A 25,152-nucleotide genomic window follows, 5' to 3' on the forward strand; every position below is an offset into this window, starting at 1 on the left:
CAGAGTTACGGCGGCCATAGCGGAGGGGAAACGCCCGGTCCCATTCCGAACCCGGAAGCTAAGCCCTCCAGCGCCGATGGTACTGCACTCGACAGGGTGTGGGAGAGTAGGACACCGCCGAACACAAACCCCAGAAATACCCCCTCGACCACCAGGTCGAGGGGGTATTTCTGCATTCCCACACCATCCCGGTCGCGCCGGCATCCCGAGCACACCATCCCGAGCACACCCCACCGCGCCCATCGATGGGAGAGCGACCATGTACGCCCGTCGGGACGGGTGGTTGGCGAGAGCCTGCGGGAGCGTAGCGGGAGAGTGTGAGGGTGTCGTCTCGGATCAGGTGGTCGGGTGAGCGAGTACGGTTTCGGCGGATCGTCCGCGAAGCGTGACGCTCTCACCGAATTCCCAGTGCCCAGCCTCGGACCGATTGGCACCGTCGACGGTGACCTTGGATGCCAGGATTGCGCCTGGGGCGTTCTTCGCCAGGTCGGATAGGCGTGCTGCCTCGTTGACCGGATCGCCGATCACTGTGTACTCGAACCGGGACTTCGCCCCCACATTGCCGGCGACGGCCCGACCGGAAGCGACGCCGACCGCTGCGCTGCACTCGGGGACTTCGTCGACAAGACGAGCGCTGATCTTGCGGGCAGCCGCGAGGGCGCACCCGCAGTGATCCTCGATATCGCCCGGTGCGCCGAAGATGGCGAGCGCGGCATCGCCTTCGAATTTGTTGATGAAACCACCGTGCTGGTCGACCTCGTCGACGACCACGGCGAAGAAGCGATTCAGAAGAGCCACGACTTCCGTCGGTGGCTGTGACGACGCGATTTCCGTCGATCCGACCAAGTCGATGAAGAAGACTGCGATGTCGCGTTCCTCTCCACCAAGTTCGGACGTTTTGTTCAGTGCTGCTTCGGCCACCTCTTGGCCCACGTGTCGTCCGAACAGATCCCGGATCTTTTCGCGCTCGCGAATTCCGTCGGCCATTCTGTTGAACCCGCTCTGCAATTCACCGAGCTCGGTGCCGTCGTAGACAGCCACCTTCACCTCGGTATTTCCGCGTTCGACCTCCGCCATACCCAACCTGACATTGCGAATTGGTGCTGTAGTGGCGATTCCGCCGAGCAGTGTGAGCAGCAGACCGAAGACGAGAGTGATGGCACCGAGCGCGAGGATGGCGACGGCCAATTGCGTGGAACCGGTGCGGTACGGGCGAATGAAGCTGAATATCGCAATGATCATCAGGCCCGCCACCGGTACACCGGTGCCGAGTAGCCAGGAGAGAATGGACCGTCCCATGACTCCCGCGATTCGGATGCGTCGCGGATCTCCGGCTTCGAGCGCGCGAGCGGCGGCAGGCCTCAACGCGAATTCGCTCAGCAGGTAGCTGAAGGCACAAACGACAGTCCCGCCGGCGCCGATCGTGAAGGCTACTTTCGGGATCGCCTCAGGGTCGATCATGCCGTCGATCGTGGTGATGAGGACCAACCCGCCGGTCCACAGAACAATTTGCAGCTTCGTGAGCTGCCACGGCATCGACAGCGTCGTGACCTGTTCGTGGCGAGTCGGATGTCGGTCTTCGATCGCCCACCGTAGAGCGCGCACAGCCCGCGTCGTACCCACCAGAACACCGACGATGAACGCCAGGCTGACATACACCGGGACCACGATGAAGTTGACCCACCAGTACTTCTCGACGTCAAGCACGTTCGGCCCCGGGACGACGACGCTGACGAGGGCGCCGACGATGATCGCCCCGATCAGATTTGAGCCCAACAGGAAAGTCGTCAGAAGAAGTTGGACACGAATGCGTCGTCGCCTGGGTGATTCGGTGGTGTCACCGAGAAGATGTGATCCGAGGGGCGCGGCGGATCGTGTCAGTTGCGGCATGGTCGTCACAGACTAACTGTCGGTCTGGCTTAGGGTATGTGGGTGCGTCTAGTTATTGCTCGTTGCCAAGTGGACTATGTCGGCCGACTCACTGCTCACCTTCCGCCTGCTAGACGCCTACTTCTGGTGAAGTCCGACGGCTCTGTGAGCGTCCACGCAGACGACCGTGCGTACAAGCCTCTCAACTGGATGTCACCGCCGTGCTGGATGGCGGAGAACAGCGATGACGGCAAGCTGACGTGGATCGTGACCAACAAGGCCGGTGAGGAATTGCGGATTCTCATCGAGGACATCGAGCTCGACTCCAGCCACGAGCTCGGCGTCGATCCGGGACTGATCAAAGACGGAGTCGAGTCGCATCTGCAGGAGCTGCTCGCCGAGCACGTGGAGACTCTCGGCGACGGCTACACGCTTGTTCGGCGCGAATACATGACGGCGATCGGGCCGGTGGATTTGCTGTGTCGAAACGCCGACGGCGGAACTGTGGCGGTCGAGATCAAGAGGCGGGGCGAAATCGACGGCGTCGAGCAGCTGACGCGCTATCTCGAATTGCTGAACCGCGATCCAGTGCTGGCTCCGGTGAGCGGCGTGTTCGCGGCCCAGAGCATCAAGCCCCAGGCCAAGACGCTGGCGACCGACCGGGGCATTCGATGCCTCACGCTGGACTACGACGTGCTGAGGGGAACCGACAGCACGGAATTCCGGCTCTTCTGACTACATCTCCTACACTCGAGATGTGCCTCGACGGAACCACGACCGCAGACCGAATCGGAAGACTGCCAACGCACGTGGGCCGCATCCCGATTCGTTGATGGGCGGCGCCCGCGTCGAAGCGGGCCCGTCCGGTTGGGCCGACGAGGAGTTCACCTCGCGAACTGTGCCCGGCAATCGCGCAACCAAGACTTATCGGTGCCCAGGGTGTGATCACGAAATACGTCCTGGCGTCGCCCACGTCGTGGCGTGGCCCGCCGACGAACTCGGGGGTCCGGACAATCGGCGGCACTGGCACACCGGCTGCTGGTCCGGACGCGGGACGCGCGGCCTGACGAGGCGCTGGTCGTAGTCGGCCAGCACCCCATCGGCTCGATCCGGTCACGCATTCAGGATGTAGCTTCCGCCTTTTCGGGGGAGGCGCCGTTGTCCTTCGCTCCGTTGCCCTTGGTGTTGCCGTCCTTGCCTGTTTCGCTGGCATCGGACCCGTCCAACAGTTCACTCTCGCGGTTGACCGAGGCCAGCATGGCAGGCACGGAGTCCAGCTGACCGCGAATACCGAGAAGCTGCGCGAGCACGCGGCTGCGCAGGACCCGAAGTTCCTCGGCGAGCTCTTTCGAATGGGCGATACGGCGTTCGGCTTGCTCGGTTGCCGATTGCAGTCGGCGGGTGGCCTCGCTGGTGGCTTCTTCGATGCGGTGCGCAGCGTCGGCCTTGCTCGACGACTCGAGGTCCTCGAGCGCCGTGAGTATCTTGGTGCGCCGTTCCGCCATCGTGATTTCGAAGTCTTCCTGAACCTTCGCGCGCTTGGCCTCCGATTCGGCGGCCAGACGATCGCGCTCGGTTTGTGCAGCTTCGACGACACGAGCAGCCTCGGTACGCGCCTGGGCCATCGTCTGCTCGTGTTCGGTCGCCAGCGCAGTGCGCCGCTCTTCCAGCTCTGCGACGAGTGACTCGTGGCGGGCGCGAAGACGTGCGCTCTCCTGCTCGGCGACGGACACCATTTCCTCTGCCTCGGAGTGTGCCTTGGCGCGAACCTCCGAAGCCTCGTCCGATGCCAGCCGCAGCATTCGCGAGATACGGTCGCTCATCCCCTCGGCAGTGGTCGGGGGAACGGAAAGGCGATCGATGTCCTTGCGAAGTTCGTCGATCTCGTCGCGAGCGTCGTCGAGTTGCTTGGCCAGGTCGCGCGCTTGCGACGCGGCGGCGTCACGGTCGGCAGTGGTCAGCCGCAGTTCGGCGTCGAATCGTTCGAAATAGTTGGTGACTTCGTCGCGATCGAATCCCTTCCGGACGATGGAGAAGGGAAGTTGCACACCGCTGCGCTCTTGCTCGTAGGCCATGGCGTCAATTTACCGGTGCGTAGGGTGCGTGGCCATCGGGTGGGTCAATGGGGTGCACTGGCAGGCTCGACCAGCTCGATCAGCACGCCACCGGCATCCTTCGGATGGATGAAGTTGATTCGTGAATCAGCGGTGCCGCGTCGGGGCGTGTCGTACAGAAGCCGAACTCCGTGGCCGCGCAAGTCGACCGAGATCTCGTCGATGTCGGTGACGCGGTAGGCCAGTTGCTGCAGGCCGGGACCGTTGCGGCCGATGAACTTCGCGATCGTCGAGTTCTCGTCGAGAGGGGCGAGGAGCTGAAGTGCCGTTGCGCCGGCGGGCGCGCCGGGGAACGAGAGCATCGCTTCCCGAACACCTTGGCCCTCGTTGATCTCCTCGTGGACGGAAACCATCCCCAGGTGCTCGGTGTACCAGGCGATCGCGACATCGAGGTCGGGGACGGCTACGCCAGCATGGTCGATCGCGGTGACAAGCTCGGATCGGACCGGGAGTCCGGCGGAGGACGACGTGGTAGAGGTCCCCGTGGTGGACGGCGTAGTTGAAGTCATAGAGTCGACGTTAGCGTCAGTGCCGTCGAAATGCCCACCGGGGTTGTCGACTGAAATCGGCATCTGACTGTTCGATCGAGAACGAGTGGAGGAAAAACGTGACCACGTCTGTCATCGTGGCTGGGGCTCGAACCCCGGTCGGTCGGTTGTCCGGGTCGCTGAAGGGTCTGTCGGGCTCGGATCTGGGCGGCGTCGCGATCAAGGGTGCGCTCGAGAAAGCAGGTGTCGCGCCGGAACTCGTGGAGTACGTCGTGATGGGGCAGGTTCTCACCGCAGGTGCCGGCCAGATTCCGGCGCGTCAGGCGGCCGTTGCGGCGGGTATTCCGATGGACGTTCCTGCTTTGACGATCAACAAGGTGTGTCTGTCGGGTATCAACGCCATAGCGCTGGCGGATCAGATGATTCGTGCAGGCGAGTTCGACGTGGTCGTCGCGGGCGGTCAGGAGTCGATGACCCAGGCTCCGCACTTGCTCGAGAAGAGCCGCGCCGGCTTCAAATACGGTGACGTGACCATGCGCGACCATCTCGCTTTCGACGGCCTGTACGACATTTTCACCGATCAGGCAATGGGCGGGTTGACCGAATGCCGCAACGAGGGCGCTACCGCGAGCACCCGCGAAGAACAGGACGCGTTTGCGGCGGAGTCGCATCAGCGTGCGGCGGCAGCCTGGAAGAATGGTGTTTTCGACGACGAAGTCGTCCCGGTGTCGATCCCGCAGCGCAAGGGTGATCCGATCGTGTTCGCGGAGGACGAGGGCATTCGCGCGGACACCACGCCCGACACGCTCGCCGCCCTACGTCCGGCCTTCAGTAAGACGGGCACGATCACGGCCGGCAATGCCTCCACCATCAATGACGGGGCCGCCGCGGTCATTGTGATGAGCAAGGAGAAGGCCGAGAGTCTCGGCTTGTCCTGGATCGCAGAGATCGGCGCGCACGGTGTGGTGGCGGGCCCTGATTCGTCACTTCAGTCTCAGCCGGCTCGCGCAATCGCCAAGGCGTGCGAAAAGGAAGGCGTGGACCCGAAGGATCTCGATCTGATCGAGATCAACGAAGCATTCGCGGCGGTCGGTATCGCCTCGACGCGGGAACTCGGGGTGAGCGAGGACAAGGTCAACGTCAACGGCGGTGCCATCGCGATCGGGCATCCCCTCGGCATGTCCGGTGCCCGTATCGTGCTGCATCTGGCATTGGAACTGCAGCGCCGCGGCGGAGGAACCGGCGCAGCGGCATTGTGCGGTGGTGGTGGCCAAGGTGACGCCTTGATCGTCCGCGTCCCGGCGAAGTAGCGGTGACGGTGGCTCTGATCGATGCACTCCAATGAGACCAGAGCCACCACGCCGGGCCACTACACAGTGTCGTAGGGGTCGGGCACAATGGTCGTCATGTTGAATTTCTTCGATCTGAGCACCACCGCCAAGCGTTTCCGCTTCGTCGCAGTCCTCGAGGCCTTCACCTGGCTCGGACTGCTGATCGGTATGGCATTCAAGTACATCCCCGCTGATGGCAACGAGATCGGCGTGAAGATCTTCGGACCGATTCACGGAGCTGTGTTCGTGCTCTATCTGGTCGTGACCGTCATCACCGCGGTGAAGTTGAAGTGGAATGCGGTCACCACGATTCTTGCCGCTGTGGCGAGCGTGCCGCCTTTCGGCACGGTGATCTTCGAGGTGTGGGCTGCCCGAACCGGACGGATGGCGGAGCTGAACACCCAGCAGCCGAGTCTGGCAAAAGGTGTGGGCGCCGCTTAACCGACCTCGCGGGTAGAAGACCGACCCGGATGGTGACAAACTGTACGGCGTGACTCGACCCGGATCTCGCTCGTCAGCCCGTCCTCCAGCAGCCGTTCCCGCATCCATCGCCGGCGCCGTCGATCTCTCCGGTTTGAAAGATCGGCCGGCGCCCCCAGCTGCGGCGGGAGGCGACGAGGACGCGTCGGGCCTGCCTCCGATCGTCGACGTGACGACTGCTTCCTTCGAGGCTGAGGTGCTGCGGCGATCCTCGCAGGTTCCCGTCATCGTCGATCTGGGATCTGCTCGTTCACCCCAGTCCGTCGCGCTGACTCGCCAGCTCGCACAGCTGGCACTGGAGGCCGGCGGTAGGTGGGTTCACGCGCGCGTCGATGTCGACAGCAATCCTCAGATCGCACAGGCCTTCGGTGTCCAGGCCATCCCGACGGTCGTTGCCGTTGCCGGGGGCCAGCCATTGGCGGACCTCCAGGGCGCGCAGTCCGAGGAGCAGCTCCGCAAGTGGCTCGAGGCGATAGAGCAGGCCACGGCAGGAAAGCTGACCGGGCCTCCCGGAGCCGCATCGGTCGAAGAAGAACCCGAGCCCGAGGATCCGCGGCTCGTTGCGGCCGAGGAGGCCCTGGGTGAGGGCGACTTCGACGCCGCTATCGCGCAATACCAGGCGATCATCGACGCCGAGCCTGCGAACTCCGACGCCAAGTCTGCGCTTCGTCAGGTGAAGTTTCTTGCCCGTGTACAGAACGTCGACGAGAGTGCCGTGGCGAAGGCCGATGCGGCACCGGGCGATGTGGCTGCGCAGATCGAGGCTTCCGACGTCGAGTTGTCGCAGCAGAAACCAGAAGCAGCGTTCGCTCGGCTGATCGACGGCGTCAAGCGCACAGCCGGAGACGAACGCACGCAGCTCCGAACTCGGCTCCTCGAGTTGTTCGAGTTGTTCGACCCTGCCGATCCAGTGGTGGTGGCGGCTCGGCGAAAGCTGGCTTCGGCCCTGTACTGATCTACCGGTAGCGGACGGTGCAGGTCTCCTGCCCGCCCAGCACTCCCGAGCGGAAGGCGTCGACCCGCGAGAACCCGCTCGGGAGCGTGACGCCGTTGATATCGCTCGCGGTCAGACCGTCGCTGAGAAGTCCGGAAACAGCCTCGTCGAGATCGCCGGGGGACAGCCACACCTCGAGTCCCGAGGCCTCTGGATTCTCGGCGCTGAGCCCTGCCGTGATGACCCCGGCCAGACAGGCGGATCGCAACGCGGTCTGGGGATTGTCCAGCGCTTGACCGGCTTCTTTCTGCACCGCCAGCGTGTAGCGCGAGGCAAAGAGCACGTACGCGCTGTAGTCACCGGAGACGTTGAGCGGAATGACATCGCCGCGGCGAGGCTCCTCGGCGGTACCGAGTTCGGCGAGCGCGTCGACGTCGACGCCCAGGACGTTCGTCGACGCGCAGTACGAGACCGGTTCCGTGGATGTGCCGTCGGGACAGTTGGTGTCGCTTCCGTCATAGGACACCGTGGGCGGATCGCTCAGTTGCAGCAGCGTTTCGAACGAGCGAACGAACGCGTCGAGCGATTCGGTGGTGACCGGCAGTTCGCCGTCGTCCTCGGCATCGCTGAACTTCTGTGGAAGGTCTGCGCGACGTGATTCGATCTCGTTCTCGTCGATGTTCAGGCACGCGGATGCGCCGTCGGTGAATCCGATCTGCACCGCGGTGACGCGTTCGAAGGCCGAGCCGTGCACCGATTCCGGGTCGTTCGGATCCACATCTCGCACAGCGACGGTTGCCGCGAGGACCCCGTTGAGTCCGTCGGAGGTGTTGATCGTGAAGTGCGGAGACTTGTCTTCGGCAACGTGCCGGATGAACGCGCCGGCGAAGCAGTCGGCCTGCTGCTCGGCGACGATGGTCGGGGTGTCGTCGCCGACGAGACCGGACTGGTGCTGGATGGAATGCCCGTATTCGTGAGCCATGACCATGACCACTGCCATCGGCCCGAAGGCGTCGATCAAGGCAGGCAGCAGAATTGTTCGGTCCCAGCCGATCGAGTCCTCTCTCGTGCAGTACGCCGCATTGGGAATACCCCCGGTGCGGAACCCACAGAATCTGACGCCGTCGCCGTCGGCTTCACTCGCATCCCACGAGATCAGGTCGGCCACGGGTCTGAATGGAGTCTTGAACAGCTCGGGATAGGTCTGCGTCCAGTAGCGCTGAATGTCGTCGATCGCGTTGGTGGCGATGATGTCGGAGTCGGTCCCCTCGGAGCCCTGCACCTCGAGGTCGGAGTTCCGTGCGCCCGGTCGAGGTCCGCTGGGTCCGTCGGTGACGGGCAGACCGGCCACGTTGAACGGGTTCTCGTAGATGGAAACGGCTCGGCCGTCGACAACCTGACCGCAACCGGTCAGCAGCAACACCGCCGCGAGGATCGAGGCGAGCAATGCGGTCGTACTCGGAATGCGTCGGGTACGACCGCCACTCATCTATCGCTCCAGTTTGATCCAGATCGCTCCGTTGGCAGGCAGTGCGACCTGTGCTGACGCCGGCCGACCGTGCCACGAGTGCGACGTCGCGGTTACTTCTCCATAATTGCCGACGCCTGTCCCGCCGTACGAGGTTGCATCCGTGTTGAGGATCTCGACCCAACGTCCAGGTTCCGGTAATCCGACACGATAGTCGCCGCGTACCACTCCGGAGAAGTTGAAGACGCACGCGATCACCGAACCGTCGGACCCGTAGCGCAGGAAACTGAGTACGTTGTTCTCGGTGTCGTTGGCATCGATCCAGGAATATCCGCTGGGAGAGGTGTCGAGTGTCCACAGCGCGGGGTGGTCGCAGTAGACCCTGTTGAGATCGCTGACCAGGCTCAATATCCCTCGGTGCAGGCCGTGGTCGTTGTTCTCGTCGAGTTGATACCAATCGAGGCCGCGTTCCTCCGACCACTCCCGCGTCTGCCCGTACTCCTGACCCATGAAGAGCAACTGCTTGCCGGGATGCGCCCACATGTAGGCGAGCAGCCCGCGCAATCCGGCGGCCTTTGCGTGATCGTCGCCCGGCATGCGCGTCCACAGCGTGCCTTTGCCGTGCACCACCTCGTCGTGGCTGATGGGGAGTAGGTAGTTCTCGCTCCAGGCGTAGACGGCCGAGAAGGTGATCTCGTGATGGTGGTAGGTCCGATGAATCGGATCACGCCCCAGGAACCCGAGCGTGTCGTGCATCCAGCCCATGTTCCACTTCATATTGAAGCCGAGACCACCGACACTCGTCGGACGTGTGACGCCTGGCCACGCCGTCGACTCCTCGGCGACCGTGACGACGCCAGTGAACTTCTTGTGCACGGTGGCGTTCATCTCCTGCAGGAACGACACCGCCTCGAGGTTCTCGCGGCCACCGTGGATGTTCGGGCTCCACCCGCCCTCGGGGCGGGAGTAGTCCAGGTACAGCATCGACGCGACAGCATCGACGCGCAGTCCGTCGATGTGGAACTCGTCGAGCCAGAACAGAGCGTTGGCGACGAGAAAGTTGCGGACTTCGCGGCGGCCGAAATCGAATACCAGTGTGCCCCAGTCGAGTTGCTCGCCGCGCTGGGGATCGCCGTGCTCGTACAGAGCGCCGCCGTCGAAACGTGCCAACGCCCACTCGTCCTTGGGGAAGTGGGCCGGAACCCAGTCGACGATAACGCCGATTCCCTTGGCGTGCAAATGATCTACGAAGAAACGAAAGTCGTCGGGGCTGCCGAAACGCGATGTAGGTGCGTAGTAGGAGGTGACCTGGTAGCCCCACGAGCCACCGAAGGGGTGCTCGGCCACGGGCAGCAGCTCGACATGCGTGAAGCCGGTCTCGAGGATGTAATCGGCCAGCTGCTCGGCCAACTCTCGGTACCCGAGATTCTGCCGCCACGACGCGAGATGAATCTCGTAGACGCTCATCGGCGCTGCGGTCGGTTCGACGGCGGCGCGTGCATCCAGCCATCCGTCATCGGTCCACTCGAACGACGAGCTCGACACGACAGATGCGGTGGCAGGCGGGATCTCGGTCGCGAAGGCCATCGGATCGGCCTTGTCGCGAGCGACACCATCGGAGCCATGTACCCGGTACTTGTAGACGGCTCCCGGAGCGAGATCGGGTATGAACAGCTCCCAGACACCGGTGGATCCGAGCGCGCGCATGGGAAAGCTACGGCCTGTCCAACCGTCGAAGTCTCCGATGACGGTGACACCCGAGGCCGCGGGCGCCCACACGGCGAACGAGACGCCGCTGACGTCGCCGTCGAGGGTGGTGTAGTTCTGCTCGTGTGCGCCGAGGATGTCCCAGAGCCGCTCGTGACGCCCTTCACCGAACAGGTGAAGATCGAGTTCGCCGAGGGTGGGTAGGAAGCGGTAACCATCGGCCGAGACCGCAGTGTGGCCACCGGGCCACGTCACCGCCAGTCGATAGTCCATCAGATCCTCGAACGGAACGACGCCCGAGAACACGCCGTGGGCGACGTGCGTCAGGGGATAGTCGGCATCGCCGATGCGGGCGACCACCGACTCGGCGTTGGGCTTGAGCGCGCGGATCGCGGTGCCACCCTCGACGGTGTGCGCACCCAGGATCGAGTGCGGGTTGTAATGCGTGCCCTGAGCGAGCAACTCGATGTCGTTGTCGCTCGGTGGGGCGATGTCAGGCGTGCTCGGCTTGTCGCTCACGTTGGTTTGCACTCACTTCCAGTTGCCGCGGTAGGCCAGTTCGAGTCGCTGAGGGTAGGGGATGGGCGGTAGCGACATGATGTGCGCGACGGCCTTCAACGGCTCGAGTTTGACGAAATTGGCTTGGCCCCAATGGTATTGCTGTCCGGTGACCTCATCGGTGACCGTGAGGCTGTCATGCCAATCGAGACCGATCTCGGGCATGTCCAGCCAGATGGTGCCTTCCTCCGGGCCGAACGGGTCCAGATTGATCACCACCAGAACCGAGTCACCGGTGTTGGCGTCGAACTTCGAGTAGGCAATCAGCGCGTCGTTGTCGACGTGGTGAAAGTGGATGTTGCGCAGTTGCTGCAGAGCCGGATGCGCGCGCCGGATCGAGTTCAACTTGCCCAGCCACGGCTCGAGCGACTCGCCTCGCGCCAGAGCGCCCTCGTAGTCGCGTGGCCGAAGCTGATATTTCTCCGAATCCAGGTACTCCTCACTGCCGGGGCGCACCGCCTGATGCTCGTACAGCTCGTACCCGGAGTAGACCCCCCACGTCGGTGACATCGTCGCCGCCAGCGCTGCGCGCAGCGCGAACATTCCAGGCCCGCCGTGCTGAAGGCTCTCGTGCAGGATGTCCGGGGTGTTGACGAACAAGTTCGGGCGAGCGTCGTCGGCTCGGTGGGCGTGCTCCTCGGCGAACTGGGTCAGCTCACCCTTTGCTACCCGCCAGGTGAAGTACGTGTAGGACTGGGTGAACCCGCGCATCGCCAACCCGTACATCCGTGCAGGTCTGGTGAACGCCTCGGCCAGGAACAGCACGTCCGGATCGGTCTTCTTGATCTCCGCAATCAACCATTCCCAGAAGTTCGGCGGCTTGGTGTGCGGGTTGTCGACCCGAAAGATCTTCACGCCCAGGGAAATCCAGTAGCGCACCACGCGAAGCACCTCGTCGTAGATGCCGCGTCGATCGTTGTCGAAGTTGACCGGGTAGATGTCCTGGTACTTCTTCGGTGGATTCTCTGCGTAGGCGATGGTGCCGTCCGGGAGGACGGTGAACCATTCCGGGTGTTCAGCAGCCCACGGGTGGTCGGGCGCGGCCTGCAGGGCGAGATCGAGCGCAATCTCGAGATCGAGCTCGTGGGCTGCGTCGATGAAGGCCCGGAAGTCCGACTCGGTACCGAGTTCGGGATGAATGGCGTCGTGGCCCCCGTCCGCGGACCCGATCGCCCAGGGTGAGCCCACGTCGTCGGGACCCGGTGTGAGGGTGTTGTTGGGGCCCTTGCGGTTGACGATTCCGATCGGGTGGATCGGCGGAAGATACACCACGTCGAAACCCATGCGCGCGATCCGCGGCAGCATGGCTGTCGACGTCGCGAACGTGCCGTGGCGCGGCGAACCGTCCTCGTTCCACCCGCCCGTCGATCGTGGGAAGAACTCGTACCACGACCCGTGCAGCGCGCGAGTGCGGTCGACCCAGATGTTGATCGCCGCCGACCGAGTCACCAGCTCACGCAGGGGATGTTCGGCCAGCAGTGCTGTGACTTCGGAGGTGAACGCGGGCGAGACTCGTCCGGGCAGTTGGCGGTCGGTATCCCGCAGTGCGGTCACCACGTCATCGAGCAGTGCTCGGTCCTCGGTGGGCACACCTTCGGCTGCACGCTCGAACGCGCGCGCGCCGAGCTCGAGGTCGTTTGCAAGTTCGGCTGCGTTCTGGCCGACTCCCAACTTGGCCTCGACGGCATGCCTCCAGGTGGCGACCGGATCCGACCACGCTTCGATTCGGCATATCCAGTATCCGGGGGTCGACGGAGTGAACACCGCGTGAAAGTTGTCCGGTTCCGATCCGGGCGTCATTGTTGTGCGCTGGGAAGACCGCATACCCGGTCCACGAACCGCCAGTGTCGCCGCTACGGCGTCGTGACCCTCGCGCCAGACGACCGCTGATACCGGAAAAGCTTCGCCCACAACTGCTTTCGCGGGATACTTACCGGTAGTGCTGTCTGGAAGGACATTGTCGATACCGAGTCGACCTGTCACTTCACGCTCCATTCTTTTCCCTCTATTGCAGGCCGCAGGTGATGCAGCTGCACAGTTACCGATGGTCCGCGAACTCTCCTTGTCAACCGTAGTGCAGTAGCGCCGGTCATGTCGCAGTCGGACAAGATCGAGCGTGACGCTACGCAGCATCGGGCAAAGTGGGTAGGCTTCGAGCCGTGAAAGCTTTGCGTCGGTTCACTGTCCGCGCCCACTTGCCTCAACGCCTGAATGCCCTGGGCGAGCTGTCGACAAACCTTCGCTGGTCGTGGCACCCGCCCACGCAGGCGCTGTTCGAGGAAATCGACCCGCTGCTCTGGGTGGACCTCGAGCGAGACCCGATTGCTCTCCTCGGTGCCGTCGGACCGTCGCGCCTGGAAGCACTGGCGACCAACGAGGACTTCGTGAGCCGCCTCGACCAGTTGGCCGCCGATCTTCGTGACTACATGACGCGACCGCTGTGGTACCAGAAGCAGCTGCGCAACGGATTGCCTCTGCCGACGGGTATCGGGTACTTCTCGATGGAGTTCGGAGTCAGTGAAGTCCTGCCGAATTACTCCGGAGGGTTGGGAATTCTGGCCGGAGACCACCTGAAGGCTGCATCCGACCTGGGGCTGCCACTGATTGGCGTCGGGCTGCTCTACCGGTCGGGCTACTTCCGCCAATCGTTGACCGCCGAGGGGTGGCAGGCCGAGCGATACCCGTCCCTCGACCCTCATGGGTTGCCTGTCCGGTTGCTGGCGGATGAGTCGGGAGCCGCCGTCCTGGTCCGTGTCTCGATGCCCGGCGGCAGAGTGCTGCGAGCGCGCGTCTGGATTGCGCAGGTCGGGCGAGTCCCGCTGCTGCTGCTCGACTCGGACATCTCCGACAATGATCCCGAGCTTCGCGGAGTGACCGACAGGCTCTACGGCGGCGACCAGGATCACCGAATCAAGCAGGAGATCCTCGCGGGCATCGGGGGAGTCAGAGCGATCCGCGCGTACACCCACGAGTACGGACTGCCGGACCCGGAAGTGTTCCACATGAACGAGGGGCACGCAGGCTTTCTCGGTGCGGAGCGCATTCGGGAATTGGTGACGGTGCAGGGACTGGATTTCGACTCGGCGCTGGCCTCGGTGCGAGCGGGCACGGTGTTCACCACGCATACACCCGTGCCTGCGGGGATCGATCGGTTCCCGGCAGACCTGGTGCGGCACTACTTCGGCAGTGATGGCACCGCCGATTCGGCGCTGCTACCGGGGCTTCCGATGGAACGTGTCCTCGCGCTGGGCGGCGAGACCGATCGCTCCGTGTTCAATATGGCGCACATGGGTCTGCGTCTGGGTCAGCGCGCCAACGGTGTTTCGAAGCTGCACGGCACGGTCAGTCGCGAGATGTTCAGCGAACTCTGGCGCGGATTCGATGCCTCGGAGGTTCCCATCGGCTCGGTGACCAACGGGGTGCACGCGCCGACCTGGGCGGCGCCGGAATGGATGGACATCGCGCGTGCTGTCGCGGGCCCGCAGGCGGTGGAGGAGGCTCGCGGTTGGGAGCAGTTGCACACCGTCGAGGCGGACACTCTGTGGGCAACGCGGAACGAGCTGCGCGGAAGATTGGTGGACGAGGTTCGCCGCCGGGTTCGCCGTTCGGCGCTCGAACGTGGCGCTACACAGGCCGAAATCGGTTGGACATCAGGTGTTTTCGATCCCGATGTGCTCACAGTCGGTTTCGCTCGCCGCGTACCCACCTACAAGCGTCTGACGCTGATGTTGCGTGAACCGGAACGGCTCAAGCGACTGCTGCTGGATCCGGACAGGCCACTTCAACTGGTCGTGGCCGGCAAGTCCCACCCCGCAGACGACGGCGGCAAAGCACTCATTCAGCAGATCGTGCGGTTTGCCGACCAAGCAGACGTGCGTCACCGAATCGTCTTCCTCCCCGACTACGACATGTCCATGGCGCGCTTCCTGTACTGGGGATGCGACGTGTGGCTCAACAACCCCCTGCGTCCGCTCGAGGCATGCGGCACATCCGGGATGAAGTCCGCGCTCAACGGCGGTCTCAACCTCTCCATCCGCGATGGCTGGTGGGACGAGATGTACGACGGTGAAAACGGCTGGGCCATCCCGACGGCCGACGGTGTCACCGACGAGCATCGGCGCGACGATCTCGAGGCATCCGCGCTCTACGAACTGCTCGAGAATTCGGTTCTGCCGAAGTTCTACGACCGCACCGATGGCGTCCCGAGCAGATGGATAGAGATGGTGCGTCACACCCTCGAACATCTGGGGCCGAAGGTGCTTGCATCGAGGATGGTTCGCGACTACACGCTGGGCTATTACGCGCCGGCTGCCGAATCGGCTCGCGCCGTCGATGCCGACAGCTACGCGGGCGCACGATCGATTGCCGCCTACCGACGCCGCGTCGAGGACGCGTGGCACTCGGTCGAGGTAGTTCAGGTGGACAGCGAGGGCCTGCCCGACACGCCGGTGATAGGCGCCGAACTCACACTGCGAGCGTATGTTCGGCTCGGTGGCCTGTCGCCGGACGATGTGGTCGTCCAGGCGGTGTTGGGGCGAGTCGACGATGACGAGAATCTGACCGACATCCGTACCGTGAGGATGGCTCACACGGGAACCGAGTCCCTCGGGGAGGTTTTCGCAACCGATGCCGCGCTCCCGGTCAGCGGTGCGGTGGGCTACACCGTCCGGGTTTTACCGCACCACGAACTGCTGGTCGAAGACGCCGAACTCGGTTTGGTGAAGACACCGAACGTGTGAGGGTCGGTCAGCGCTCGGCCAGCCTGGTGAGTGCTCTACGGACGACCTCGGGGTCGGACGTCTCCCAGAACGGTGGAAGCGAGGCCCGGAGGTAGCCCCCGTAGCGGGCCGTCGCCAGCCGCGAGTCGAGCATCGCGACCACCCCGCGGTCGTCGACGCTCCGGAGAAGCCGGCCGACTCCCTGCGCGAGCAACAGTGCTGCGTGGTTGGCGGCGACGGACAGGAATCCGTTGCCCCCACGTGACTGGACGGCTTGTTGACGCGCGACGAGCAGCGGATCGTCCGGTCGGGGAAACGGAATTCGATCGAGAATGACCAGGCTCAACGACGGGCCGGGTACGTCGACCCCCTGCCACAAGGACAGCGTGCCGAACAGCGAGGTGGCTTCGTCCTCGGCGAACTTGGTGACCAGAGCGCCGGTGGCGTCATCGCCCTGACACAGCACCGGTGTGTCGAGGCGTTCGCGCATCGCCTCGGCTGCTGTCTTCGCGGCGCGCATCGAGGAGAACAGGCCGAGCGTGCGGCCACCCGCAGCGCCGACGAGTGCTTCGATCTCGTCGAGGTACAGCGGTGAGAGTCCATCGCGGCCGGGCGGCGGGAGGTGCTCCGCGACATAGAGGATGCCGGCTTTGGCGTGGTCGAACGGTGAGCCGACGTCGAGCGAATTCCAGTGAATCGAGGCCGTGTCCGACGGCGGTTCTGCACCGGAGGACATGGCAGTCTCGCTCCGCGCCGAATTTTCGGCCGGTAGCCCCCAGTTGACGGCCAGTCCGTCGAACGACCCACCGACGGTCAAAGTGGCCGAGGTCAGCACCACCGTCGATTCGGCGAACAATCGTGACCGCAGCAGCCCGCCCACCGACAGGGGAGCCATCCGGACGGTGCGTTTGACCGAACCGCGGAAGTCGTCGACGGCGTGCCACACGACGTCCTTGCGTTTTGCCGGGTCGGGCTCGTCGAAGGCTGTGAGGACCCGGACGGCGCTGTCGTGCACCTCGTCCACTGCAACGAGAGCTGCGTTGCGCGCGGCGGCGGCCTCGGGGTCTGTGTTGGCCAAACCGGATCGTTGCGGGCCGATCGCGGTGCGCACCGCCCAGGCACTGTCGCGGATGGAGGCCAATGCTGGTCCGACACCGTCGGGTAGCGCGGCCCACCGACCCGGCGGCAGATCGTCGAGAATGGCGCCCCAGTTCTCTGCGGCGCCGTCGAGTGCGTCGACGATGTCTTCCTCGATCAGTTTGCTGCATCGTCGTGCCGCGGCTGTGACCGTCGCGGCCGACAGCTCCGAGGTGGCGACACCGGTGACCCGGTCGACCAGCTCGTGCGCCTCGTCTATCACGACCACATCGTGCTCGGGCAGAATCTGAATGCCCGTGATGGCATCGATGGCAAGCAGCGCGTGGTTGGTGACGACGACATCGACCTGCGAGGCCTCGGTGCGCGCCCGTTCGGCGAAACAGTCCTCGCCGACAGGGCAGCGTGACTTGCCCAGGCACTCGCGCGCGGTGACGCTGACCTGGCGCCACGCCTGGTCGCTGACGCCGGGTACGACATCGTCGCGATCACCGGTCTCGGTATCGGAGGACCATTTCGTCAACCGCACCACCTCGCGGCCGAGTCGGGAGATGGCGAAGGCGTCGAACAGTTCGGCATCCGGAGCATCCTCAGAAGCGCCGGTGTGGATCTTGTTCATGCACAGGTAGTTGTTGCGCCCCTTGAGTATCGCGAACTTCGGGCGCCGACCGAGTGCCTCGGCGAGCGCGTCGGACAGGCGCGGGAGATCACGGTCGACGAGCTGGCGCTGCAGCGCGATGGTGGCGGTGGAGACCACCACTGTCTTTCCGGACTCGACAGCATGCCGAATGCTGGGAACGAGATAGGCGAGCGACTTGCCGGTACCCGTGCCCGCCTGGACCGCGAGGTGCTCGCCGGTGTCGATCGAGTGCGCGACAGCCGACGCCATGGTGAGCTGGTTGCTGCGTTCCTTGCCGCCGAGTGCATGCACCGCGACCTTCAGGAGGGCGGGCACTGTGGGCAGTTCGGTCTTGGATGGCACCGAAGAAGGGTACTTCCATGGGCGGCGCTCCGCGCACGTGCGTGAAAATACATAGCCCGTCCTGTATTTCCGCGCACATGCGCCGAAGGCGCCTAGGCGTCGACGAATCGCGTGGGGATCGCGGGATCGCCGTTCGAGAGCTTGAGCCCCTCCCATGGCAGGCTCACGAGTCGGCTACGCAGGAGCGCTCGTGAGTCCGCGAGCGCCGGCAACCCGTCGACGACGTGGCCTTCGCGGACATAGGGCACGGTCAGTGGGGTGCCGACGAGGTCGTCGTCGATCGGCGGTGGGCTGCCCAACGGATACACGACCTCCTCGACTGCCGTTCCGGTGGCGCGGGTGGCGCGCAGCGCAGCCTTGGCGCCGCCCCGTGTCTGCTTGTGGTCGCTGCGCTTGGCCACGGGGCGTCCGTCGACGGTGACGAGTTTGTAGACCATCCCCGCAGTGGGGGCGCCCGATCCGGTCACCAGGGAGGTCCCGACGCCGTAGGAGTCCACGGGCTCCGCGCGCAGCGCGGCGATGGCGTACTCGTCGAGGTCGCCGGAGACGACGATCTTGGTTTTGGTGGCACCGAGATCGTCGAGTTGGCGCCGCACCTGTCCCGCCAGCACGCCCAGATCGCCGGAGTCGATGCGCACGCCGCCGAGATCGGGGCCGGCGACCTCGATCGCGTTGGCGACTCCCGCGCTGATGTCGTACGTATCGACCAGCAGGGTCGTCGAGACGCCGAGCGCTCGGATCTGTGCGGCGAATGCGGCCTTCTCGTTCGGTCCGTCCGCGCCCGTGTACAGCAGGGTGAACGCGTGCGCGGAGGTCCCGGCGCCAGGAAGTCCGTGGCGACGAACTGCTTCCAGGTTCGAGGTAGCGGAGAACCCAGCGATGTATGCCGCGCGGGACGAGGCGACAGCGGCTTCCTCGTGCGTGCGTCGCGAGCCCATCTCGATGATGGGACGTGAGCCCGCCGAATTGGACATCCGGGCTGCCGCGGAGGCGATGGCACTGTCGTGGTTGAGGATCGACAGGGCGAGGGTTTCCAGGATCACGCATTCGGCGAAGGTGCCCCGGACGGACAGCACCGGCGAGCCGGGGAAGTACAGGTCTCCCTCGCGGTATCCGTCGATATCGCCGGAGAATCGATACTTCCTCAACCATTCCAGGGTGGATCCGTCGAGAAACGATCCCAGTGTGTCGAGTTCGTCCGGCCCGAAGCGAAACCGCGTCAAGGCTTCGATGAAGCGTGCGGTGCCGGCGACGACGCCGTACCGGCGTCCGTTCGGCAGGCGCCGCGCGAAGACCTCGAAACTGCACGGTATGTGAGCCGATCCGTCGGCGAGGGCCGCCGAGAGCATCGTGTACTCGTACTGATCGGTGAAGAGCGCTGTACTCGGGTCGCTGTCCGTTATGTCCGGACCCGGTGTCGATGCGGTAGGCACGGGATCAACACTACGAGGCTCGGGGGTGACGGTGTGCACCTCGGCCCAGCCGTCGTACCCTGTTCGTATGGCTTCAACGACGGCTGACGAGATCGCGGACATCGCCGCCGGGGCCCCGGTTCTGGCGGCGTCGCCACAAGCCGCGCCCGCCGAATCGGCCACCGTGGCCGCCGACGAGGCGCACGACGTGCCCTGGGTGACGATCGTCTGGGACGATCCGGTCAATCTGATGCACTACGTGACGTTCGTGTTCCAGAAGCTCTTCGGATACAGCAAGGCCAAGGCGACCGAGCTGATGATGCAGGTGCACTCCGAGGGCAAGGCCGTCGTGTCCAGCGGTGAACGAGACAAGATGGAAAACGATGTGCGCAAACTGCACGCAGCGGGCCTGTGGGCGACGATGCAGCAGGACAAGTAGTACGCCGACCGTAGGATCCGATTGCATCCGAGATGAAGGAAAGCTGACGCTGTGCGCACGTGGAGCAGGAAGAACTCACTCAGCGGAGTAAAAATTCGCTCGGACATGGATGCACGTGAGGCCGCCGTCCTGAGATCGCTCGTCGGATCGGTGATCGGATTGCTCCGCGACCGTGCCGCCGACGTGCCCACTGACGAGCTCGCGGCGATGACGGGGTTGCGCACCGGGCACAGCACTCCGCCGGAGGACGCTGCCCTGGCCCGTCTGCTCCCGGACTTTCACCGACGCGACCAGAGCGAGGACGGCTCGGACACCGCAGATCTCAACGGCGCGCTGCGCGGGCTCCACGAACCGGACATCATCGACGAGAAGTTGCATGCCGGCAGCGTCATCCTCGACACGCTTCCGGCCTCCGGCGGAAAAATCGTCCTGACGCCCGAGCAGGCAGACGCCTGGTTGATGGGCCTCAACGACGTACGATTGGCTCTCGGAACCACGTTGGGTATCGACGCGGACACTCCGGAAGTTCTCGACGACGAGGACCCGCGAGCGCCTCACCTCGACGTGTACCACTGGCTGACCTGGATGCAGGATTCCCTGGTGCAGGTCCTCACTCCGTAGGAGGGCCGCCACGTGACTGGCCGCGCTGATTCACTCACCGACGTCGCGGGACTGTTGGTCGGTCACCACCACGCGCTCGATCCGTCGGCCACTCTCGGATCCGGCGCTGCGACTGGCTGCACCGTCGTGCGGACCCTCGGCGGGGCCGTGGCCGCGGTCGACGTTCGCGGCGGGGGACCAGGCACCCGCGAGACCGACCTCCTCGATCCGAGCCACTCGGTGCAGCAGATCAACGCGATCCTGTTGACCGGTGGCAGCGCGTACGGTCTGGCCGCCGCCGACGGCGTCATGAGATGGCTCGAGGAACACGGGCACGGCATCCCCATGGGCAGTCCGGATCAGGTTGTGCCGATCGTGCCGGCGGCGGTGATCTTCGACCTGCCGGTCGGGGACTGGGCCGTTCGGCCGACGGCAGATTTCGGTTTCGCTGCCGCGGAGGCTGCCGCCGCAGATTTCGCAACAGGCTCGGTGGGCGCGGGCGTCGGCGCCCGAGCCGGGGTCCTCAAGGGCGGGGTGGGTACCGCGAGCACCATCATCGAGGGTGGACCGGCCGACGGGGTCACTATCGGGGCGTTGATGGTCACCAACCCGGTGGGTTCGGTCTTCGATCCCCGCACCGGACTGCCCTGGGGCGTCGGTTCGGAAGGCCCGAAAGCCTTCGGAATGCGCAAGCCCGACGTGCACGAGCTGTGGAACGCCAACTCGCTCGCGGCGAAGGGAACGGCCCTCAATACCACCATCGGCGTGGTCGCCACGGACGTCGATCTGACGGCAGCCTCGTGCAAGCGACTCGCCGTGGCAGGTCACGACGGCTTGGCGCGGGCCATCCGTCCCGCCCACTCGCCGCTCGACGGGGACACGATCTTCGCGCTGTCCACCGGAACGAGATCGGTCGTCACCGAGACGTCGATGCCGAAAGCCTTCGCGGTGGACCTGCCGGTTCTCGACGCGGTTACCGCGGTGGCAGCGAACGTCGTCGAACGTGCCATCGTCCGCGCCCTGCTCGACGCCACATCGGTGGCGGGCATTCCCACCTATCGCTCCATCTTTCCGTCGGCGTTCGAGTCCTGAACGTCGGTACGCTTGGTGATGAACAGGACAAACCGGCCGCTCGAGGAAAGGCGTCACCGATGAGCGCGAACCCGTACCTGCCGACCCCGGCTCCGAAGCGGCCGGCGTGGCAGGAGGCCGGCATGCTCGTCGGCGCGTTCGTGGTGTTGCTGTGGATCATAGAGATCATCGATGTGGCATCCGGGAGTCGAGTCCAGCAGGCCGGAATCGAACCTCGCAGTATGGACGGTCTGTGGGGCATCCTGTTCGCGCCGGTGCTGCACGACGACTGGGCGCATCTGTTCGCCAACACGATTCCTGTGCTCATCCTCGGTTTCTTGGTGTTGCTCTCGGGAGTGGCGCGTGGACTGACAGCCACCGGGATCATCTGGGTTATCGGCGGCGTCGGCACCTGGCTGATCGGTGGCAGCAACGACAATCACATCGGGTCGTCGATTCTGATCTTCGGATTCATCTCCTACCTACTCACTCGTGGAATCTTCACCCGCAAGCTCGGGCAGTTGGCGATCGGCGTGGTGGTGTTCGTCGTCTACGGGAGCGCACTGTGGGGTGTTCTGCCCGCCACACCGGGTGTTTCTTGGCAGGGCCACCTGTTCGGGGCGATCGGCGGCGTCGTGGCTGCGTGGGCGCTGTCGTCCGACGCGCGGGCGGCACGGGCCGTGCGGTGAAATCGCCGGCGCAAAAAACGCGATGCGTTTCGGCGTCGGCCGATCTCGTGGCAGCATGAGCGGTATGCGAATTACCGTCCTGGGATGTTCGGGCAGTGTGTCCGGGCCCGATTCCCCCGCGTCGGGCTATCTCCTCGACGAGTCGGAAACATCGCCACTCGTGCTGGACTTCGGCCCCGGCGTTCTCGGAGCGCTGCAGCGCTACGCAGACCCGGGCGATGTGAGCGTTTTTCTGACGCACCTGCATGCCGATCACTGCCTCGATGTACCGGGATTGCTGGTGTGGCGGCGCTACCATCCGAATCCCCCCGAGGGGCGGGCGCTGGTCTACGGGCCGAAGGACACCGCGTTCAGGCTCGGTGTCGCCTCCGCCGAGTGTGGCGGTCAGATCGACGACATGTCCGACACTCTCGATCTGCGGAGATGGACGGACGGGCGTGTGGTGCACCACGGACGGCTGTCGATTCTCCCTCGCCAGGTCTATCACCCGCCCGAGTCATACGGGATGCGCATCACCACCGCCAAGGACAAGATCTTCGCGTACACCGGCGATACCGGAATGTGTCAGGCTGTCCGCGATATCGCAGACCGCGCTGACGTGCTGCTCGCCGAGGCCTCCTGGACGCACTCCCCGGATCGACCCGTAGGGGTCCACCTGTCCGGCACGGAGGCCGGCCAACTTGCGCGCGAGGCAGGCGTCGGCGAGCTGTTGTTGACGCATATTCCGCCGTGGACCTCTCGTGAGGATGTCATCGCCGAAGCCAAAGCCGAATTCAGCGGGCCCGTTCACGCGGTGTCGCCGGGGGATGTCTTCACCGTGTAGCGAGATGTTCAGGTAGGCCGTGAGTGGAGCCTGTCGAATGAACCTTCGATAGGGCCGTGAGTGGAGCCTGCGGAATGAACCTTCGATAGGGCCGTGAGTGGAGCCTGCGGAATGAACTTCGATAGGCTGGCTGCGTGTCCAGACGAGAAGACGGAAGAGCGGATGACGAACTCCGCACCATTGCAATAACTCGAGGTTTCACCAGCAACCCTGCAGGGTCGGTTCTGGTCGAATTCGGCAATACCAGGGTGATGTGCACGGCGAGCGTGGAAGAGGGCGTTCCTCGGTGGCGCAAAGGAACCGGGCTGGGCTGGCTCACTGCCGAGTACGCCATGTTGCCCGCCGCCACGCACACTCGTAGCGGCCGCGAGTCCGTCAAGGGCAAGGTCGGAGGTCGCACTCAGGAGATCTCCAGGCTCGTCGGACGATCTCTGCGCGCATGCATCGATCTTGCCGCCATCGGCGAGAACACCATCGCACTCGATTGTGACGTCCTGCAGGCGGACGGAGGCACTCGCACAGCCGCCATCACCGGTGCATTCGTCGCCTTGTCCGACGCCGTCACCTACTTGCGCGCCGCGGGTCGCCTCGCCGACCCGCAGCCGATTTCGTGTCGTATCGCCGCAGTCAGTGTCGGAGTGGTCGACGGCAGGGTCCGCCTCGACCTGCCGTACGAGGAGGACGCGCGAGCCGAGGTCGACATGAACGTCGTCGCGACCGACACCGGCACGCTGGTCGAGGTGCAGGGGACCGGCGAGGGTGCGACGTTCCCGCGCTCGACTCTGGACAAACTGCTCGACTCGGCTCTCGGCGGCATCGAGCAGTTGTTCGAGGTGCAGAAGGCGGCACTGGCCGAACCGTATCCGGGCGTGCTACCCGAACCGGCGCCCACCGAGTCACCGAAGAAGAAGTTCGGTGGCTGACACCCGGCTGCTCGTAGCCAGTCGGAACAAGAAGAAACTGCGCGAACTGCGACGGGTCCTCGACTCTGCCGGCATTTCGGGAATCGAGCTCGTCGGTCTCGACGAGGTTCCCGAGTTCCCGGAGGCGCCGGAGACGGCGGCAACGTTCGAGGAAAATGCGCTGGCCAAAGCACGTGACGGTGCTGCGGCGACCGGATTGCCCTGTGTCGCCGATGATTCGGGCCTCGAGGTCGATGCGCTCAACGCGATGCCGGGTGTGTTGTCAGCGCGCTGGTCCGGAACCCATGGGGACGACGACGCCAACACCTCCCTGCTGTTGGCTCAGCTCGGTGACGTGCCGGACGAGCGCAGGGGAGCGGCGTTCGTCTCCGCCTGCGCTCTCGCGGTGCCGGGTGGATCGGAGACGGTGGTTCGGGGCGAGTGGCGGGGCGTGGTTTCTCGGGTTCCATTGGGGAGCAACGGTTTCGGCTACGACCCGGTGTTCGTGCCCGAGGGAGACGGGCGTTCTGCAGCGGAGCTGAGCGCGGAGGAAAAGGACGCCGTATCGCACCGTGGTCGTGCACTGCAGGCGCTGATTCCGGCCCTACACGCGCTGGCACCATAGGACCGGGATCAGCGTGAATCGGACAGCGGTGAATCGGACAGCGGTGAATCGGGTACTGACAGGCGCCGTGCTGGCGGGTTGTCTGCTGCTGAGCTCGGGGGCATCGGCGCTTGCCTCACCTGCACAGGATTCGTTTCCCGAGGCTGCGCTGTACTCCGTGGTGCATCCCGAGGCCACGCTGCCCGGCGTGAACGACTACACGTGCACGCCGACTGCTGCGCACCCCGAGCCGGTCGTGTTGGTGCACGGTTTCCTCGAGAACTCCTATGTCAACTGGGCATCGCTCGGGCCGGCGCTCGCCGCCGAAGGATACTGCGTGTTCGCAATCGACTACGGCGAACTCGCCGGTGTCCCCGTGGGCGGGTTCGGTTCGATCGCCGACGGCGCTGCGGAACTGGCGGTGTTCGTCGACGAGGTCCGGCATGCCACAGGGGCCTCGACTGTGGCGCTGGTGGGTCATTCCAAAGGCGGCACGATCCCGCGGTACTACGTACGCTTCCTCGGCGGGAGCGAACACGTGTCGCAGATCGTGGCGTTGTCTCCGCCGAACTATCCGACGCCGGGGCCACCGGTCGACGAGGCGCTGGAGCGGCTGAACGTCCCGACTGACACCGTGCCCGGGGTCCGCTACACCACCATCGTCACCCGCTACGACCAGGTCGTCCCGTACACGGCCTCGCTTCTGACGGGGCCAGGCACTCACAACATCGTCCTGCAGGATCTCTGTCCCGGCAACACCGTCGAGCACACCGGAATTTCCTACGACGGGGTTGCGCAACAACTCGTGCTTGCAGCCCTACAGGGCGAGATCGAAGACGGCGAGAACACGGCCGCCGTGAACTGTTGA

22 protein-coding genes and 1 rRNA gene are annotated in these 25,152 nt (G+C 64.8%); 15 read left to right on the forward strand and 8 right to left on the reverse strand.

What is annotated here, in order from left to right:
• Positions 1-6 precede the first annotated feature (6 nt).
• Positions 7-123 (forward strand): 5S ribosomal RNA (rrf, locus tag J1M86_RS00415).
• A 213-nt stretch (positions 124-336) separates the two neighbouring features.
• Here the strand turns inward: rrf and J1M86_RS00420 are convergent.
• Positions 337-1,890: an adenylate/guanylate cyclase domain-containing protein gene (locus tag J1M86_RS00420; RefSeq protein WP_206508631.1), complete on the reverse strand. Its 1,554-nt coding sequence runs from the start codon at positions 1,888-1,890 to the stop codon at positions 337-339.
• A 42-nt stretch (positions 1,891-1,932) separates the two neighbouring features.
• On the opposite strand from J1M86_RS00420, the gene nucS reads away from it, so the two are divergent.
• Together nucS and J1M86_RS00430 are read left to right on the forward strand one after the other, a co-directional pair.
• Positions 1,933-2,604 carry an endonuclease NucS gene (nucS, locus tag J1M86_RS00425; RefSeq protein ID WP_206508281.1) on the forward strand — a complete coding sequence of 224 codons (672 nt, stop codon included), beginning with the start codon at positions 1,933-1,935 and terminating at the stop codon, positions 2,602-2,604.
• Between the two features lie 97 nt (positions 2,605-2,701).
• Positions 2,702-2,953, forward strand: a complete 252-nt coding sequence (locus J1M86_RS00430) for a hypothetical protein (protein ID WP_075839856.1) — start codon at positions 2,702-2,704, stop codon at positions 2,951-2,953.
• A gap of 37 nt (positions 2,954-2,990) precedes the next feature.
• Here the strand turns inward: J1M86_RS00430 and J1M86_RS00435 are convergent, their stop codons facing one another.
• Together J1M86_RS00435 and mce are read right to left on the reverse strand one after the other, a co-directional pair.
• Positions 2,991-3,944 carry a hypothetical protein gene (locus J1M86_RS00435; RefSeq protein ID WP_075839825.1) on the reverse strand — a complete coding sequence of 318 codons (954 nt, stop codon included), beginning with the start codon at positions 3,942-3,944 and terminating at the stop codon, positions 2,991-2,993.
• Positions 3,945-3,988: 44 nt separating this feature from the next.
• Positions 3,989-4,492, reverse strand: a complete 504-nt coding sequence (gene mce / locus J1M86_RS00440; RefSeq protein WP_075839857.1) for a methylmalonyl-CoA epimerase — start codon at positions 4,490-4,492, stop codon at positions 3,989-3,991.
• A 98-nt stretch (positions 4,493-4,590) separates the two neighbouring features.
• Between mce and J1M86_RS00445 the strand changes: the two genes are divergently transcribed.
• The 3 genes from J1M86_RS00445 (at position 4,591) to J1M86_RS00455 (ending at position 7,237) form a co-directional block, all read left to right on the forward strand.
• Positions 4,591-5,781 (forward strand): acetyl-CoA C-acetyltransferase, encoded by a 1,191-nt coding sequence (locus J1M86_RS00445; RefSeq protein WP_206508282.1) that lies wholly within the window; start codon positions 4,591-4,593, stop codon positions 5,779-5,781.
• A gap of 87 nt (positions 5,782-5,868) precedes the next feature.
• Positions 5,869-6,243, forward strand: a complete 375-nt coding sequence (locus J1M86_RS00450; protein WP_187346783.1) for a DUF3817 domain-containing protein — start codon at positions 5,869-5,871, stop codon at positions 6,241-6,243.
• A gap of 49 nt (positions 6,244-6,292) precedes the next feature.
• Positions 6,293-7,237 carry a tetratricopeptide repeat protein gene (locus J1M86_RS00455; RefSeq protein ID WP_307786488.1) on the forward strand — a complete coding sequence of 315 codons (945 nt, stop codon included), beginning with the start codon at positions 6,293-6,295 and terminating at the stop codon, positions 7,235-7,237.
• Between the two features lies 1 nt (position 7,238).
• On the opposite strand, the gene J1M86_RS00460 is transcribed toward J1M86_RS00455, so the two are convergent.
• Genes J1M86_RS00460 through J1M86_RS00470 form a run of 3 tightly spaced genes read right to left on the reverse strand, consistent with a single transcriptional unit; the run spans position 7,239 to position 12,932 of the window.
• On the reverse strand, positions 7,239-8,705 hold the full coding sequence (locus tag J1M86_RS00460) for a metallopeptidase (RefSeq protein WP_206508283.1): 1,467 nt from the start codon (positions 8,703-8,705) through the stop codon (positions 7,239-7,241).
• Complete coding sequence (gene glgB, locus J1M86_RS00465) at positions 8,706-10,910, reverse strand: 1,4-alpha-glucan branching protein GlgB (protein WP_206508284.1); 2,205 nt, start codon at positions 10,908-10,910, stop codon at positions 8,706-8,708.
• A 12-nt stretch (positions 10,911-10,922) separates the two neighbouring features.
• Entirely contained in the window at positions 10,923-12,932 is a 2,010-nt protein-coding gene (locus J1M86_RS00470) for an alpha-1,4-glucan--maltose-1-phosphate maltosyltransferase (RefSeq protein ID WP_206508285.1), read from the reverse strand.
• Positions 12,933-13,108: 176 nt separating this feature from the next.
• On the opposite strand from J1M86_RS00470, the gene glgP reads away from it, so the two are divergent.
• On the forward strand, positions 13,109-15,688 hold the full coding sequence (gene glgP, locus J1M86_RS00475; RefSeq protein WP_206508286.1) for an alpha-glucan family phosphorylase: 2,580 nt from the start codon (positions 13,109-13,111) through the stop codon (positions 15,686-15,688).
• A gap of 7 nt (positions 15,689-15,695) precedes the next feature.
• Here glgP and J1M86_RS00480 read toward each other — a convergent pair whose 3' ends face one another.
• Complete coding sequence (locus J1M86_RS00480) at positions 15,696-17,744, reverse strand: ATP-dependent DNA helicase (protein ID WP_206508287.1); 2,049 nt, start codon at positions 17,742-17,744, stop codon at positions 15,696-15,698.
• Positions 17,745-17,836: 92 nt separating this feature from the next.
• Complete coding sequence (locus tag J1M86_RS00485; RefSeq protein WP_206508288.1) at positions 17,837-19,279, reverse strand: nicotinate phosphoribosyltransferase; 1,443 nt, start codon at positions 19,277-19,279, stop codon at positions 17,837-17,839.
• Here J1M86_RS00485 and clpS point away from each other — a divergent pair.
• The 8 genes from clpS (at position 19,245) to J1M86_RS00525 (ending at position 25,152) form a co-directional block, all read left to right on the forward strand.
• Positions 19,245-19,595, forward strand: a complete 351-nt coding sequence (clpS, locus tag J1M86_RS00490) for an ATP-dependent Clp protease adapter ClpS (RefSeq protein ID WP_075839828.1) — start codon at positions 19,245-19,247, stop codon at positions 19,593-19,595. The genes J1M86_RS00485 and clpS overlap by 35 nt on opposite strands.
• A gap of 51 nt (positions 19,596-19,646) precedes the next feature.
• The gene (locus tag J1M86_RS00495; protein ID WP_075839829.1) at positions 19,647-20,216 is read left to right on the forward strand and encodes a DUF2017 domain-containing protein; all 570 of its coding nucleotides are present in this window, start codon (positions 19,647-19,649) and stop codon (positions 20,214-20,216) included.
• A 12-nt stretch (positions 20,217-20,228) separates the two neighbouring features.
• Entirely contained in the window at positions 20,229-21,287 is a 1,059-nt protein-coding gene (locus tag J1M86_RS00500; RefSeq protein ID WP_206508289.1) for a P1 family peptidase, read from the forward strand.
• 59 nt (positions 21,288-21,346) lie between these two features.
• Entirely contained in the window at positions 21,347-21,955 is a 609-nt protein-coding gene (locus J1M86_RS00505) for a rhomboid family intramembrane serine protease (protein ID WP_075839830.1), read from the forward strand.
• 64 nt (positions 21,956-22,019) lie between these two features.
• A complete protein-coding gene (locus J1M86_RS00510; RefSeq protein ID WP_187346785.1) occupies positions 22,020-22,778 on the forward strand; it encodes a cyclic nucleotide-degrading phosphodiesterase in 759 nt (252 codons plus the stop codon).
• A 134-nt stretch (positions 22,779-22,912) separates the two neighbouring features.
• Complete coding sequence (rph, locus tag J1M86_RS00515) at positions 22,913-23,701, forward strand: ribonuclease PH (RefSeq protein ID WP_206508290.1); 789 nt, start codon at positions 22,913-22,915, stop codon at positions 23,699-23,701.
• Complete coding sequence (gene rdgB, locus J1M86_RS00520; protein ID WP_206508291.1) at positions 23,694-24,305, forward strand: RdgB/HAM1 family non-canonical purine NTP pyrophosphatase; 612 nt, start codon at positions 23,694-23,696, stop codon at positions 24,303-24,305. Before rph ends, rdgB begins: the two co-directional genes overlap by 8 nt.
• A 13-nt stretch (positions 24,306-24,318) precedes the next feature.
• Positions 24,319-25,152 (forward strand): alpha/beta fold hydrolase, encoded by an 834-nt coding sequence (locus J1M86_RS00525; RefSeq protein WP_307786489.1) that lies wholly within the window; start codon positions 24,319-24,321, stop codon positions 25,150-25,152.

This window comes from Rhodococcus sp. KRD197, from assembly GCF_017168235.1.
Lineage (GTDB): Bacteria > Actinomycetota > Actinomycetes > Mycobacteriales > Mycobacteriaceae > Rhodococcoides.